We start from the raw sequence: 13,790 nt of genomic DNA on the forward strand, positions 1-13,790 counted from the left end.
TTGGGCTATGAAAATTCTAACCTAAGTACATCATCACAAAATAAAGGCGGCGCGAAGCGCCGCCTTTATTTTTAATCTACATAAGAGCCACGGTATTTGATCCGTTCTTTGGGCTTGGCTGACTTTTGAGATTCTCTGGCGGCTGAGAGAGAATCTCGGAAATCTTGTGAGGATTCGTCTGCAATACTTGCAACATTTGCTCCTCGATATTTAATCACAGGCAGAGCATCGTCAACATTTTTTTGATCGTTTTGAATCGCCAAGTCTTCTGGTTTATAGCGACTCCCTCGATACTGCATGACTTCAATTTCTTCTTTAACAGTCCCATTGAATTCATCTTGATTAAGGGACGAAGCACTAGGCTGATAAGGTTTATCAGGATTTCGTGATTTGGGTGGTGTGTAAAGCTTACCCAAAACTTTGAAACAAAAATAGGGCAGCCCCATAGCAATCACGAGAATCACCAACAGCGAATCTATCTGCGTCAAAGCATCAGAAATAATGTCTATGTGATTTGAGGAAGCCCACATCGAAATCATTGAAAAAACTGTGACTGCCGAGGCAACTTGTAAAGTGCGATAAATAAAAGACTTTTTCATGGACGATTAGCCACAATTACCTTGAATGAACTTTACGTAATTGCATCGTAATCACTTGCGCTTAACAGATACGCTTACAAATACAATTAGCGACGTATATTACTAACATAACCTTCATTGACGATCTTAATCGCTATATTCGCTACGATTTTTGGTAGGGTTTAAGGGGCAGATTAGTAAATAAGCAACTTTATAACTGGGCGAATACAAATGCAGGAATGGATTACTAATACCATGAACTCCCTAGGCTATCTGGGGATCGGGCTACTGATGTTTTTAGAAAATCTGTTTCCACCAATTCCTTCAGAGTTGATTATGCCTTTGGCGGGATATACAGCAACTTTTCCGAATACACAAATTCAGGTTATTCCTGCGATCGCGGCGGGAGTAATTGGTACGATCTTGGGTGCGATCCCTTGGTACTATGCAGGACTATTGCTCGGACAACAGAGATTGCAATTGTTAGCAAGTCGCTATGGTAAATGGATTGGCATTTCTAGCGAAGATATTGAGAAATCGACAAATTGGTTTCAAAAGCATGGTTCAAAAGCTGTCTTATTCGGTCGGCTAGTTCCTGGCATTCGCACTTTGATTTCTATTCCCGCAGGTATTAGCAAAATGCCTATAGTCCCATTCTTTATCTATTCCACGATTGGAACGATTGTCTGGGTGACTTTATTAACCTATGCGGGGTATTTTTTGGGTAAGAACTACAAGTTAGTCGAAGACTATATTGATGTCATAACCAAGGTCGTAGTTTTCGGCGTTTTGCTAGTGATCGCTTCATTTATTGGCTATCGCCTATGGAAGCGATCTCGTAAATAAAAATCAATCTTGGTTAGTCGGGTAAAGCGTACCCAAGCAATTTACAATCAAACAAACCCAAAAAAATTTAAAAGTGTTGCTTTGCAACACTTTTAAATTTTTTTGGGTTTAGATTTGGGCTCAAAGTTCTGTAAAGAAATTGAGATCACCTATATAATCAAAGTATCTAGATCAGTTCAGTACATCGGTCAAGGCAAGAGCCAAGCTAGCCGAATACAAGCCCTATGAGTTACTCACATTCGGAATCAAATACTTTGAGCCGCCGCTACGAATTGCCGACCTGTCTACTGGAGATCTGGACAGAGCGATCCCCTTTATCGGATTGGCAATCACAAACTGTTGCTCAAAATTTAAGCTTTCGTCTGCAATTAGCTCAAGGTAAAAAAATTATCAAAGGTAATCAGCAGCAAATCGTCAACTTAATTGAAGTTGTTACCGCCTATTGCGATCGCTGGTTGACACAAGATGACTTTGGCTCTCTCGATCATGCGATCGCTGTTCCCCAACTGCCAAAGTTGCAACTCTCGACCTTGCAATTATTTGACCTGTACGAAAGTCTAGAACTCTGTACCAATGAGTTTGTGATCTTGCCAAACATAGTACTAGAAGTGCGCCGTCTCAATCCCAACTGGCTCAAAATTGTGGCAGGTGCGATCGCGATTGTTGGCATTAGTATTGGCACAATCCGTTTAATCTCGCCACCCTTTGGTGAGCAACCCAGCTATCAAATTGCTTCTACGCCCTCAGCTTCCGATCCTGAGAAAGCATCAATACCTCCCGTTAGTTTTGACAACAATGTAGAGGGGCGTGCAAAAGTGGATGCTTCACCAAAATCGACAAATCCGATCTCGCTTAGTCCTAAGCCTTCTCTTTCTGAAGAAAAAAGCAATGTAGCAAAGGCTCCTGCTGCTTCTAGGTTATCTCAATCCCCTCAAACTATAAATAGCGATCGCAAAGCTCTAGATCAACCAAATAAAGTCGCGATCTCGCCAGAATCTGGTATTGCTGATTCTATTAATTCCAGTTCCCAACGTGCGACGGATAATGTTCCTTCTATTACAGGTGCGATAAAACCATCGAGTCCGGCCACAAGACCAAGGCAATTAGAGACTCCAAAGATTGGTAGCTCCGCTCAACCAACAACAATAGCTGGTGAATCTGCTCCTTCTTCTACAGCCCCATCTGAACCGTTATCTATTCCTTCGGCAGAGTCTCATGTGAATAGTAACAATGCCGTAACTAATATCAAAGTTAATATCAAAGTCTTACAGATTCAATCGGAATTGCCAAGTGATATAACTTCAGATTTGGTTCGTTACATCCAAACTCAGCGAATCAACACATCTACAACAGGAACACTCACTCTTGAGTTAGCAATTTCAGGCGATCGTATTAGTAATATATCTACTGATAATCAAGGTTCTACATTGAAAGATACCAATACGATCTCCGAAGTAGAAAAGAGCATTTCTGAATGGCGATCGCCTAATTCTACCAATGGCAAAATCCGTCTTGTATTGCAATTATCCCCATAAAAAAGAGGACGCTCTGCGTCCCCTTTTTTATGAATTTAGTTGAAATACAAAACTAACTTTGTCACCTTTACCGAGAGAAATGCGATCGCCGACTCTGAGCTTATGACGATTGCCCGCAGGCAAGGGCATATTATTGACATAAGTACCATTAGAGCTACCTGTATCCTCAAGATAATAAGAGCCAGCCTCAGCACGAATATCCGCATGGATACGCGAAACAATATCTGAATCGGGGAAACCCGATACATCAATATCGGGAGGAATTACCGTATTTGATTTACCAATATGCACAACTGGTAAATGCGCAGGAATTTCGATATTGAGATTAGTCTGCACATGGAGCAAAGACGCAGCAAATTGCTGCAACTGAGTCTTTACACTACCCATTGGCACACTTTGCTCATTCATAGGTGTGGTTACAGATGGATTTTGCTCCTCCGCTGCGAGCAAGTTTTCGATATCGGTAAACTTGGGAATAGTTGGTCCCTCGGCGAAAGAATTAGCGACTAAATTTGAAGCCGAATCATCTTCGGTCATGGCATCAGGTAAAGAATTTGACATAGCGCTGGAAATAGATTGTATAGGAAAAACTTCTGTTGATGGCGCGATCGCACTTTCAACATTAATATCTGGCAGCGGGTTGGGAGCAGTTGCCGCACTCAGATTAAACCCACAATGCCCGCAAAACTTAGCATCTGACAATACAGTTGCACCACAACTAGGACATTGAATATTTTTGACAATCGGTAAAGGCGTAAAACATGCTTCGCAGTTTACGGCTCCGTCAGGGTTGGCATGGGCGCAACTAGGACAAATAATCATAAGGGCAACTTAGATGGATAGTTTTTATGTGCGATGAACCTAATACAAACCCAAATTTGTAATGTTGCACCACGCAGGGGTGCAACATTACAAATTTGGGTTTGCCATTAATTTTGTCCATCTACTTAATTATCTAAAATTTAATTATCTAAAATTTAAGGATTTGCAGGAGTTTGCAGTACAGTCTTGGATGCGATACGTGTTTTTTTGCGATCAGCTTCGCTTAGAGTAGTGCCTTCTTGTAGACGGGTTGCATTATTTTGCAAGATCGTTGAGGCATTGTGATCGCCCATTTGCAAAGCTGTTTTAGCAGCAGATTGTAGCATTGTCGCCGCCCCAGTGCGATCACCCTGTTGTAGCTTTTGTTCGGCAAGTTGGGTTTGGCGATATTTGGCTAAAGCTAGTAAATAATTCTGCACTTGTGGATCGGCGTTTGGCGCAAAGTCTTGAACTAACTCTGCCGTGACTGCTACTAACGATGACAATGAATTAGTTTTTGCTAGAGCAGGGATGTCAAAACGGACTTGAGCTGTCAAAATTGGAATTTCCAAATTATGGGGAGATTCGACTATATAACTAGCAGGGCTGATATAAAGATTAAATAGCACTACCCTCTCTACATCCGTCATTAGATCTCCAAGTCTGACAATAATCGCGTTCCCCTCGGTTTGGTAGGTTAGCTCAATTGTGTCAGGAGAAACTTGGGCGATCGGCTTTAATTCTGCTAGCCTCACATGGGGTGAAAGCTGTAAAATTAAATGAGCATTGGTTAACCCGATCGCTTGGACCCGTTTTAATAATTTCTGAAATTCTCCTCCTGCCGCTTCAGGTGTAGGAATATATGCCATCGCACCACCCCCAGCGTCGGCAATGCGTTCCAATACATCCTGATTCCAGCTATCCCCAAAACCAAGGCTATGCAAGGTCATGTTGTATTCAGTGGCTAGGCGAGAAAATTGGAAACAACGTTCATTATCTCCATGCTCATTTTCGCCATCAGTCAGCACAAAAATCTGACTTATTGTGCCATCTTTGCCCTTGCTACTTTCCTGTAAGCCCAACTTGATGCCATCATCAATACAAGTCCCTCCCGATGCCTTAAGTGATTGAATTTTGGCTTTAATTGATTCAATCCGATCAACGGGTTGATTTTCGACCACCACATGAGCCTTGTGATCAAATCCAATTACGCTTATGCGATCTTGCGGATACATGCAATCAACTAGATCCCGAGCAGCGCGTTTGACCGTATCAAGTGGTTGTCCTCCCATAGAGCCACTGTGATCTAAAACAAGACATAAGTTAAGCGGTGCATTATTGCCATCGAAAGCAGCATTAGCGGAAATAGCGATCGCCAACTGGCGTTGGCTACTGCCTTGGCTACTATCGAGATTGCGATCGCTTAACTTACAGGTCAAATTTACGCTCATTTTTAAGTCTCTATTCCGAGGATTTCACAGGATTTTTCTAAAATTTCATCAGGGTCAAAGGGCTTAGTCATGTAGATATCCGCCCCCACATCTTTGCCCCGACTGCGATCAAATTCTTGCCCCTTAGCTGTCAGCATAATGATATATACATCGTTTAAGTCAGGATCAGCTTTGACTTTCTGACAGACATCATACCCATTCATCTTTGGCATCATTACGTCTAAGAATACTAAATTTGGCTTTTCACGCTGAATTGCCTCTAGTGCTTCCAAACCATTAGTTGCTGTTAATAGCTCTACATCGTGATCCTCCAATTCTTCTAAAGTTTGCTCTAAAAGCAAACGAATGTGTGGCTCATCGTCAACAATTAGTAATTTTTTGCTCATCTTTCAAGCCTACGATGTATCTCAAAACTAATGTATCACTTACAGAGCTAAGCGCTCAAAAATAATCGAGAAAAGTGGCGCTTCACGGCACTTCTGCTAATCTTCATAGATTACTTCAAAAACTTCGACTAGATTCTTTTTTCCTTTGACAGGCAAAGTTCCAAACTCTCTAAACTCAAAATTTGACTGCGTTGCTTCGTAGACACTGCGCGTCACCAAAATCTGCCCACCCTTTGCCAATCCCTGCAATCGAGAAGCAATGTTCATCTCATCACCGATCGCAGTGTAGTCCATATGTTGAGGCGAGCCGATATTACCGACGATCACATCCCCAGAACTAATGCCAATTCCTGTAATGAAGTTCTCTCGAATCCAGTCAATTGGTAAATTTTTGATCCGCTTTTGCATATTGATCGCCGCTTTAATCGCCCAATATTCGCGATCGACGATCGCTGATGGAGCCCCAAACATCGCCACAATCATATCGCCCACAAACTTATTCACCGTTCCCTGATGATTAAAAATCACATCCACCATTTGCGTAAAATATTCATTGAGATAAGCTACAAGTTTCTCTGGCTCAAGTTCTTCGCACTTAGTCGTGAAATTACGGATGTCAGAAAACAACATGGCAATTCTTCGCTTACTGGTAGTTAGAGATACTTCCTCTTTCTCATTAATTACCGCTTCAGCTACCTGTGGCGAGAGATATCGTTCTAGATTATTTTTGATCCTCTGTTCCCGCAACTTACTCTCGTGAAGAAGTGCATTCTCGATCGCGCCAGAAGCTTGCGTAACAATTGCGGTAAATAGCTTCAGATCTTGAGAGGTATAGCTAACAGGCTCAGAATTACTAATATTAACTACACCAATAGTTCGATCTTTAGTAAGAATTGGTGCACAAATGATCGCATAGCAGTCATTGTCATTGACAACATAGCGCGGATCTCTGGTCGCATCATTGACTAGCTCAGGTCTACCTGTAGCATATACATGACCAGCAATTCCGACATTGGCTGACACCTGAAAACTTACGTTCTCAGCAGTGCCTTTAGATGACACAATTTCTAGACAATTAGTGTGATGATTATGTAGCATCACTGATGCACTAGTTGAGGTGATTAACCGACTAGCTTCTTCAATTACTAGAGCGCCTATTTCCTTCACGTCCAAACAGTTGGACATTTTGCTAGCGATCGTATACAGGAGATTAATCTCTCTGTATTTATCCAAAGCATCCGCCGCCAGAGTTTTCTGCTCAAATTCACGATTGGCTAAATAGCTCAAAAAATCAGCAACTTGCTCAACTTGGTCTTTACCCATTACCCATCCTAATATTTCATCGCTGAGCATTACAGGGACTTTATTTAAGTCCTCGTTTATGGCTAGGTTCTCACTGCTTTCTGAGGTGTTAGCATTAGGAATAGTTGCTGTATCCATTCCTAAGTCTGCAACCAAAACCTTCCCTTCTTGATCTTGAATTACAATCGGAGAACTAAGTTGGGTAACTAATCCTCTCAACAAGGATAATATTTCTCTTTTGAGCAGTATCTTTTTGAGACTAATAGATTGCATAAGTTAAAAATTATATTAAGCATATTTAGAGTGGGCGCTGCTTAAGACCACCCATTCTAAATATGATAACGACTAATAGAGTAGAAACAAACGCCATAATGCTGAGCAAAAAACCTAAAGAGGAGGTGGCGGCACTTCGTGCCGCCACCTCCTCTTTAGGTTTTGATTTGATAATTGCCGATCGCGTAAGTTAAATAGCTGAATTTCTATCAGGAAGTTTTTTATTGAGCTTACCTTTGCTAGACTGAATTTAATTCTTGAGACATAACATAAAATAAGGAATCGGGTAAGTTTAATATGCCTTACTCAGCAGAAATTAGTCGCCGACAACCTAGTTGTTTCCTCTTTCTCATCGATCAATCTGGATCGATGGCGGATGCATTTTCTAACAATAGTGCTAGCAAAGGGACAGCGAAAGGAGCAAATGAAAGCTTACATAAAACTAGTGAACCGATTCAGAAAGCGCAAGCTGTTGCTGATGCAGTAAATCGTTTGCTGGACTCTCTCGGACAAAGATGCGTCAAAGGTAACGAAATTTATGATTACTTTGATGTTGGCGTAATTGGTTACAACAGTGAAGTTACATCAGCTCTGAATGGGCTTGCTGGTGATAATGCGATCGCACCGATCGGCAAAATTTATGAAAATCCGTCAGAGTTAGAAAAACGTGCCCAAAAACTACCTGATGGCATGGGTGGTTTAGTTGAAGTCTACAATGACTTTCCCATTTGGTTTAAGCCGATCGCTAGTGGCGGGACAGCCATGTGTAGTGTATTTGCACTAGCTCGAATTTTGCTGGAGGACTGGATTGAGAAACATCCCAATAGCTATCCACCCACGATTATCAACATCACAGATGGCGAGTCTACCGATGGTGACCCGACAGAAGAAGCGATTAATCTCAAAAAATTGAGTACTTCTGACGGTTCGGTTCTGCTCTATAACATTCATCTATCTGCTGAGTATACGCAGCCAGTATCTTTTCCCAATACGGCGGAAGTATTGAGTGACCCCTATGCCCGTTTAATGTTTGATCTATCTAGCCCTCTGCCTTATGCTGCGCAGAAAGCTGCTGAAAAAGAAGGCTATAAGATTACACCTGATGCTAGAGCCTTCATGTTTAATGCTGATCCTGTAAAGCTAATTCAGTTTCTTGATATTGGTACACGTACCGAGAATTTGCGATAAAAAAGGCGGCGCATCGCGCCGCCTTTTTTTAATTGTTCACTACCAATACTGTCGCAGTGATTGGGACAACACCTACTTCATCGCTATTGAGGGCGATCGCAGCTGCGTGGGACAAATCGAGATTGCGATTGCCTACATAGGGCCCGCGATCATTGATTCTTACAACCACTGACTTCCCATTTTGCTGGTTAGTAACTTTAAGATAGGTGTCAAAGGGCAAGCTAGGATGAGCCGCTGTGAAATCTTGCTGTTCAAACTGCTCACCTGAAGCCGTCTGTCTACCTTGAAAATACGGACCATACCAAGAAGCAATACCATCAATCTGCTCTCCAGTCGGAGCTAGTCGATACATTTGTTTTTGAGCTTCGACTAAAGTTAGCGGCTCTACTCCTGCGCTAACTCGTAAGTTATTAATCCATTGAGTTAACTTTAAAGAAGGATTAACATCCTCTGATTTGGGGATTTTAAATAAGATCACATTTTTGTATTTACCAATATATTCACCATTTAATGCCACTGCTTCTAGGAGATTTGGATCGAAGTCTGTAGCATTCATCGTAATCGAAAGTTGGGCTGCTGCGATTAAGGCTTTTGGCAAATCTTTAACCAAAAATGTTGGTTGATTATTCACCGTGATTGTCCATTCGTTGGTAGATTTTGATCGAAATTCGATCACATATTTAGCTTTTTTGGATTCTAATAAATAATTACTTTCAAAAGATTGATCTTGATTAATTATGGGAGAATTATAATTGATTGGTTGATTAAAAGTATTAGTTACAATTTTCGGTGAAGACGCACCAGATATAAGCGAGACCAAAGGAATCGCCCAAAGAGCAGATGATGTAGACATAGTTTTTAGAGGTTAAGCAACAAAGATGTTTTGTAGGCAATAGCTGAAAAATAAGCATTGTAAAAGTTGCTTATTTAGTAGGGATAAAAAAATAAATTAGTAGTTAACATAGTTAAAGTTGAAATTCAAGATACTTAATATGTGAAATTTAAAATTAATTTAAAAGTAGTAGCCGTTTTTAAACTACGATATTAGTGGGGATCATAAATCATCCTTGAGAAAGAGATAGAACTATTAGCATCTAATTTGACAAAAAAATTCAGAAAAAACTTTGATCACTATCGGTATAAGTGGGATAGTTACCCGATTATTGATAAGATTTGCGATCGCTAATTTAAATATATACACATTAATTTTGTGAGCTAAATCCCTTTTTTACCTGAGGATATGTGAGTAATTTCAAGGAAATAGTTGCTTTTTTAATTTATTACTTTTGTTTAGTCAAAAAAATATGAGAGGCGCTGCATAGCAACGCCTCTCATATTTTTTTGTTTTGATAACTCGGGCGACAGCTCTAAGTCAAGCTATTTTGCTGATGTTTGCTCAATTTTTTATCGCTAGTGTATTCAAATGTCTCGGATAATTCCTCTATAGCGTGGATTGCTAACTAAAACTTGGCGATGCCCGCTATTTTTATTTTTTACGCAATAATACAAATTCAAAGCCCAAAAGAGAGTTGCAGCGCAGAGCGCCGCAACTCTCTTTTTTTGAAAAGTCTCACTTTGCGAGGCTTTTCTTATGAGTGAACTGAGCCATTAGGCATCGTTGCTCCTTTGAAATTTACATTCGTTAGTTTGACCATAACCTTCTCACCAAAACCAACTTTTGCGCCGCTTAAATCTGCGCCGCTTAAATCTGCGCCACTCAAGTCTGCACCAATTAAATTAGCTCCGCGTAAATCTGCATTTTGCAAATTAGCTTGAAATAAATTAGCCCGAAACAAATTAGCACCTTGCAGATTTGCTCCTTGAAAATTGACACGGTGCAAGAAAGCATCGGTCAAGTCAGCATTACTGAGATTGGCATAGCTAAGATTACGTCCCTCTAAATACTTTTCGCGCAGATTCGCACCCCTAAAATCGGCTCCAGTTAAATCAGGCTTTTGTGATTTTGGTGAAGCTTGAGCAGGTTCTTGCGGTTTACTATGCGACTCGGGTTGAGGATTGGCTTGATTGCTGGTTTGATGACGGGACTGCGAAGATTGGTAAGACTGATAGGATTGGTAGGTCTGAGATTGATATTGTGATTGATGAGGACGATAACGTTCAGAAGATTGTTCTGAAGATTTTTGTTGTGCTTGATATGTGCTTTGATGAGCGCTCTGGTACTTGCTTTGATATTTGGTTTGGTGTTGGTGATATTGCCGATTAGTTTGGTTTGTAGTTTGATACGAAGATTTGGCTTGTGAATTGGATACTTTCTGTTCTACAGCCTTGCGTAAACTATCCCTTGCGTGGTTAATTTCTTTCAGCTTTTCTTGAGCTTGCAATTGCTGTTGCACATTCTCTCTGGGAATGCGATCAGGATGCCATAGCAAAGCTAGCGCTTTATAAGCTTTATTGACATCTTCTAAAGTTGCGTTAGATGTCAAACCTAGAAGTTTGTAGCAGTGATCGATTTGCATATTTTTCGATTCCTCAGCACCAGAGTTTTTTAGTTTAAGCTGACAATCGATCCCAAGTGTATCAAAACAACCAAGTCAAGACCCATTGCGTAAATTTAATTAATTTTTTAAGTTGTTGAGGTGGGCGGTGCAGCCTCAGCAACTATTCCTAAGTAATCACAGATCGCTTGATTAATCGTTGCCTCACCATGCATATCTAACTGATCTGCATTTGCCATGTCGGGAGCTTGAGGGGGCACATTTAAAAATGACCAGTCACCTGCATAAAACTCTTGAGGCGAAATAATCAAATGCTCAGCGTAGTTTTTCACCCCAGAAATTAGAGTTTCTGCTTCTAAAAAACCTTCACGAGTGAGGCAAACTAAAGGAATACCAACTCGCAAAGCTTCAGCTAATGTGCCGTACCCAGGTTTAGTGACGAGCCGATCGCACACTACCATCAGATCAACAGGACGGAGTCGATCGCAATTAGCTTTAGTCAGATTTGGCAAATCAGGAGCATCTCGATCAAAGGTGACAAATTGCCAGTCAGGGAAATTGGCAAGGTTTTGATAAGGAATAGATTGCAGGCTCAGCCCACCAAAAGTAAGCAGTGCTGTCGGGCGATCGCTATCTAAATTAAATTTATTAAGTAAATATTCCGCTGAATACTTAGGCTTTGCGCCAGTTAGCCCCACATCTTCTATGTTAGAAAAGCAGCTCATCGGTTCGGCAAAAGGTAAGCGAAACAGGCGATCGCAATGACTGTAAGTTTCTGACAGGCGATCCGCCATTTCGATAAACTTGCCACCCCAATCACGATAAATAAAATCCCAGCCAAAATTTCCTGCCATCCAACAAGGGATTTTGGCGGCTTTGGCAATCTCTGCAACCATTGGCGGAATATCCCCGAATATCAAATCCACTTGATTTTCTTGGAGAAACTTGACTTCAGCTTCAATCAAATCTGCTTGCTGTTCGCGAATTTGTTGCCATGCATCAAAAGTAGCCTCGCGATCAACTTGCAAGCTATCAATTTGAATTACGCCCACATCAAACACACGCGGATGATAAATAAAATCGCCTTCTATATACTCCTCCAATAACCAACGTGGAGCCGTCGTCGCAATAATTAATTTAATATCAGGCGATCGCTGTTGCAGTTCGGCAAGGACGGCCGCAGTGCGGGTGGCATGACCAAAACCATGGTTGGTAATTGCAGTATATAAAGTGGGCATAGAGCTTTTTCTGATTTTTCAATCGCGCATACGCGATTCATTGACAGGCTGCTGCAAAACTGGTAGAGCTGAACTAACTACAGCTTGCTCAGTTGCAGGCAAAATGTTAGTCCTAGAAAAATCTCCAGTTTCTTCTTCATTACCATCTTGCCCTGCCCCGCGCATACTGACAAGATAAATGCTGCTCAAAGTCAAAATCACGCCAATCCATTGCACCAGAGTCAAATGCTCACCCAAAAAAAGACTACTAAACATGAGCGCAAAGACTGGTGTTGAGAAGGTCAAGGCGCTCAAGGTGGTCAAGCTACCTGAAGATGCAAAAAAGAAAAATAATCCATAGGCGATCGCGCTGCCCATAATCGCCATATATGCCATGCCGAACCAACCCCAAGCACTCAAGTCTTGCCATTGATTTTGTTCAATTTGAGTGGATAGAAATAATAAAGGCAAACCACCAATAATCATATGCCAACCCGTCGCCATCACGGGATCTGCATAGCGAACCACAGGACGAATCAAAATTGTCCCGATCGCCATTGATAATGATGCACCGAGCATAAACCATTCACCGAGCGTAAATACTCCTGCTTCTAAAACCGTTGCAAAATCCCCTGCGAGCAAAGCTGTCATCAATTCTGCTGGTAACCCAATTAAACCAATTCCCACTATGCCGACAAATAGCCCAAGCGTTGCACCAATCCCAATTCTCTCTTTATATAAAACCGCAGCCATCACTGCCACAGCGAGAGGTTGAGAATCGATCAGTAAGGAGCCAAGCCCTGCATTAGTTCGTACTAAACCTTGTGCCAAAAAGCCCTGAAACATCGCGCCATCAACTAATGCAAACAAACTAATCCATAACCAAGCTTGCCAACCTTTGGGCTGCTGTCTCCCAAAATAAGCCGCACCTAAAACCAGCAATATTCCTGCGGGAATCAATCGCACTGCTGCCATGAACATTGGGCTAGTCTGAGGCAGCAATGCTTTCATCACCACCATCGCTGTACCCCAAAGGAAAAATGGTGCAATTATTAGAGGGGACTGACGAGTTAGCCCAGAGGTACTAGCTGGTGTAGATGTCTGCATATTGTAGTTGTTAGATAGGAATTGCAAATTTTGCTTGCGAACATGCTTATAGCTGTCGCTAGTCTTAAAAGGGCTTTACTCTCAAACCTGAACCAAGAAATTTTTGAAAGTGGTGCGAAGCACCACTTTCAAAAATTTCTTGGTTTACTTGAACAGAAATTGCTGTCAAAAGCATGAGGTGGCGCGAAGCGTTGCCTCATGCTTTTTGGGTTTTGATAAGAAACATTAACAATATTATCTCGATCAAAAACCAGTATTTTGAATCATTGCCAACAAATCGCCTAAGAATCCATCAAAAGGAATGCATCGCGCTCTTTTTGATGGTCATACTAGTGGGGCATGTTCTTGGGATTCAGGAATTTATCACAAAAACTTGAACTTTTGTGAAGTGCTTGCCCTGTAAGCGTTACACTAATTTGATTTGAAAGTAAAATCCTGAAATGCTTGCAGCAAGAGCTTTTCAGCGTTTCAACAAAGAATTGTGGCAATAAGTATTTAAAAAAAACTGCTCAAATCCCTATAAATTAATCGTTGTGTATATACACAAGTGGCAAGTTGCTATTAGAATGATCAAACAGAAGTCATAGTCAGTGCGGCTTCCACAAAAAGCGATCGCACAAATATTTCTTTGACATTAAACTCGTACTCAC

Annotated in this window: 12 protein-coding genes; 3 read left to right on the top strand and 9 right to left on the bottom strand. The window is 41.3% G+C overall.

The window, feature by feature from the left end:
- Positions 1-71 precede the first annotated feature (71 nt).
- The gene (locus PseudUWO311_RS02035; protein WP_142653434.1) at positions 72-599 is read right to left on the bottom strand and encodes a hypothetical protein; all 528 of its coding nucleotides are present in this window, start codon (positions 597-599) and stop codon (positions 72-74) included.
- A gap of 210 nt (positions 600-809) precedes the next feature.
- Here PseudUWO311_RS02035 and PseudUWO311_RS02040 point away from each other — a divergent pair, with 210 nt between their 5' ends.
- Both PseudUWO311_RS02040 and PseudUWO311_RS02045 read left to right on the top strand, forming a co-directional pair.
- Positions 810-1,424, top strand: coding sequence for a DedA family protein (locus PseudUWO311_RS02040; RefSeq protein ID WP_142653435.1), 615 nt, complete (start codon positions 810-812; stop codon positions 1,422-1,424).
- Positions 1,425-1,648: 224 nt separating this feature from the next.
- A complete protein-coding gene (locus tag PseudUWO311_RS02045; RefSeq protein ID WP_142653436.1) occupies positions 1,649-2,959 on the top strand; it encodes an after-VIT domain-containing protein in 1,311 nt (436 codons plus the stop codon).
- A gap of 27 nt (positions 2,960-2,986) precedes the next feature.
- Here the strand turns inward: PseudUWO311_RS02045 and PseudUWO311_RS02050 are convergent, their stop codons facing one another.
- The 4 genes from PseudUWO311_RS02050 to PseudUWO311_RS02065 all read right to left on the bottom strand — a co-directional run bounded on the left by PseudUWO311_RS02050 (position 2,987) and on the right by PseudUWO311_RS02065 (position 7,172).
- A complete protein-coding gene (locus PseudUWO311_RS02050; RefSeq protein WP_142653437.1) occupies positions 2,987-3,781 on the bottom strand; it encodes an FHA domain-containing protein in 795 nt (264 codons plus the stop codon).
- A gap of 155 nt (positions 3,782-3,936) precedes the next feature.
- Positions 3,937-5,211: a vWA domain-containing protein gene (locus PseudUWO311_RS02055; RefSeq protein ID WP_142653438.1), complete on the bottom strand. Its 1,275-nt coding sequence runs from the start codon at positions 5,209-5,211 to the stop codon at positions 3,937-3,939.
- Between the two features lie 2 nt (positions 5,212-5,213).
- The gene (locus PseudUWO311_RS02060) at positions 5,214-5,597 is read right to left on the bottom strand and encodes a response regulator transcription factor (RefSeq protein WP_142653439.1); all 384 of its coding nucleotides are present in this window, start codon (positions 5,595-5,597) and stop codon (positions 5,214-5,216) included.
- 96 nt (positions 5,598-5,693) lie between these two features.
- Entirely contained in the window at positions 5,694-7,172 is a 1,479-nt protein-coding gene (locus PseudUWO311_RS02065; protein WP_142653440.1) for an adenylate/guanylate cyclase domain-containing protein, read from the bottom strand.
- A gap of 297 nt (positions 7,173-7,469) precedes the next feature.
- Here PseudUWO311_RS02065 and PseudUWO311_RS02070 point away from each other — a divergent pair, with 297 nt between their 5' ends.
- Positions 7,470-8,360 carry a vWA domain-containing protein gene (locus PseudUWO311_RS02070; RefSeq protein ID WP_142653441.1) on the top strand — a complete coding sequence of 297 codons (891 nt, stop codon included), beginning with the start codon at positions 7,470-7,472 and terminating at the stop codon, positions 8,358-8,360.
- 28 nt (positions 8,361-8,388) lie between these two features.
- Here PseudUWO311_RS02070 and PseudUWO311_RS02075 read toward each other — a convergent pair whose 3' ends face one another.
- The 4 genes from PseudUWO311_RS02075 to PseudUWO311_RS02090 form a co-directional block, all read right to left on the bottom strand.
- Complete coding sequence (locus tag PseudUWO311_RS02075; protein WP_142653442.1) at positions 8,389-9,213, bottom strand: septal ring lytic transglycosylase RlpA family protein; 825 nt, start codon at positions 9,211-9,213, stop codon at positions 8,389-8,391.
- 736 nt (positions 9,214-9,949) lie between these two features.
- Positions 9,950-10,837, bottom strand: coding sequence for a pentapeptide repeat-containing protein (locus PseudUWO311_RS02080; protein WP_142653443.1), 888 nt, complete (start codon positions 10,835-10,837; stop codon positions 9,950-9,952).
- Between the two features lie 107 nt (positions 10,838-10,944).
- Positions 10,945-12,054 (bottom strand): glycosyl transferase, encoded by a 1,110-nt coding sequence (locus PseudUWO311_RS02085; protein ID WP_142653444.1) that lies wholly within the window; start codon positions 12,052-12,054, stop codon positions 10,945-10,947.
- 18 nt (positions 12,055-12,072) lie between these two features.
- A complete protein-coding gene (locus PseudUWO311_RS02090; protein ID WP_142653445.1) occupies positions 12,073-13,140 on the bottom strand; it encodes a DMT family transporter in 1,068 nt (355 codons plus the stop codon).
- Positions 13,141-13,790: the final 650 nt, after the last annotated feature.

Source organism: Pseudanabaena sp. UWO311 (assembly GCF_006937785.1).
In the GTDB taxonomy this organism is placed as follows: domain Bacteria; phylum Cyanobacteriota; class Cyanobacteriia; order Pseudanabaenales; family Pseudanabaenaceae; genus Pseudanabaena.

Excerpts from the sequence above, each read along its gene's own strand:
- PseudUWO311_RS02085 (WP_142653444.1), bottom strand. The coding sequence starts at position 12,054 with ATGCCCACTTTATATACTGCAATTACCAACCATGGTTTTGGTCATGCC.
- PseudUWO311_RS02090 (WP_142653445.1), bottom strand. The coding sequence starts at position 13,140 with ATGCAGACATCTACACCAGCTAGTACCTCTGGGCTAACTCGTCAGTCC.
- PseudUWO311_RS02050 (WP_142653437.1), bottom strand. The coding sequence starts at position 3,781 with ATGATTATTTGTCCTAGTTGCGCCCATGCCAACCCTGACGGAGCCGTA.
- PseudUWO311_RS02040 (WP_142653435.1), top strand. The coding sequence starts at position 810 with ATGCAGGAATGGATTACTAATACCATGAACTCCCTAGGCTATCTGGGG.
- PseudUWO311_RS02060 (WP_142653439.1), bottom strand. The coding sequence starts at position 5,597 with ATGAGCAAAAAATTACTAATTGTTGACGATGAGCCACACATTCGTTTG.
- PseudUWO311_RS02045 (WP_142653436.1), top strand. The coding sequence starts at position 1,649 with ATGAGTTACTCACATTCGGAATCAAATACTTTGAGCCGCCGCTACGAA.
- PseudUWO311_RS02055 (WP_142653438.1), bottom strand. The coding sequence starts at position 5,211 with ATGAGCGTAAATTTGACCTGTAAGTTAAGCGATCGCAATCTCGATAGT.
- PseudUWO311_RS02070 (WP_142653441.1), top strand. The coding sequence starts at position 7,470 with ATGCCTTACTCAGCAGAAATTAGTCGCCGACAACCTAGTTGTTTCCTC.
- PseudUWO311_RS02075 (WP_142653442.1), bottom strand. The coding sequence starts at position 9,213 with ATGTCTACATCATCTGCTCTTTGGGCGATTCCTTTGGTCTCGCTTATA.
- PseudUWO311_RS02035 (WP_142653434.1), bottom strand. The coding sequence starts at position 599 with ATGAAAAAGTCTTTTATTTATCGCACTTTACAAGTTGCCTCGGCAGTC.
- PseudUWO311_RS02065 (WP_142653440.1), bottom strand. The coding sequence starts at position 7,172 with ATGCAATCTATTAGTCTCAAAAAGATACTGCTCAAAAGAGAAATATTA.
- PseudUWO311_RS02080 (WP_142653443.1), bottom strand. The coding sequence starts at position 10,837 with ATGCAAATCGATCACTGCTACAAACTTCTAGGTTTGACATCTAACGCA.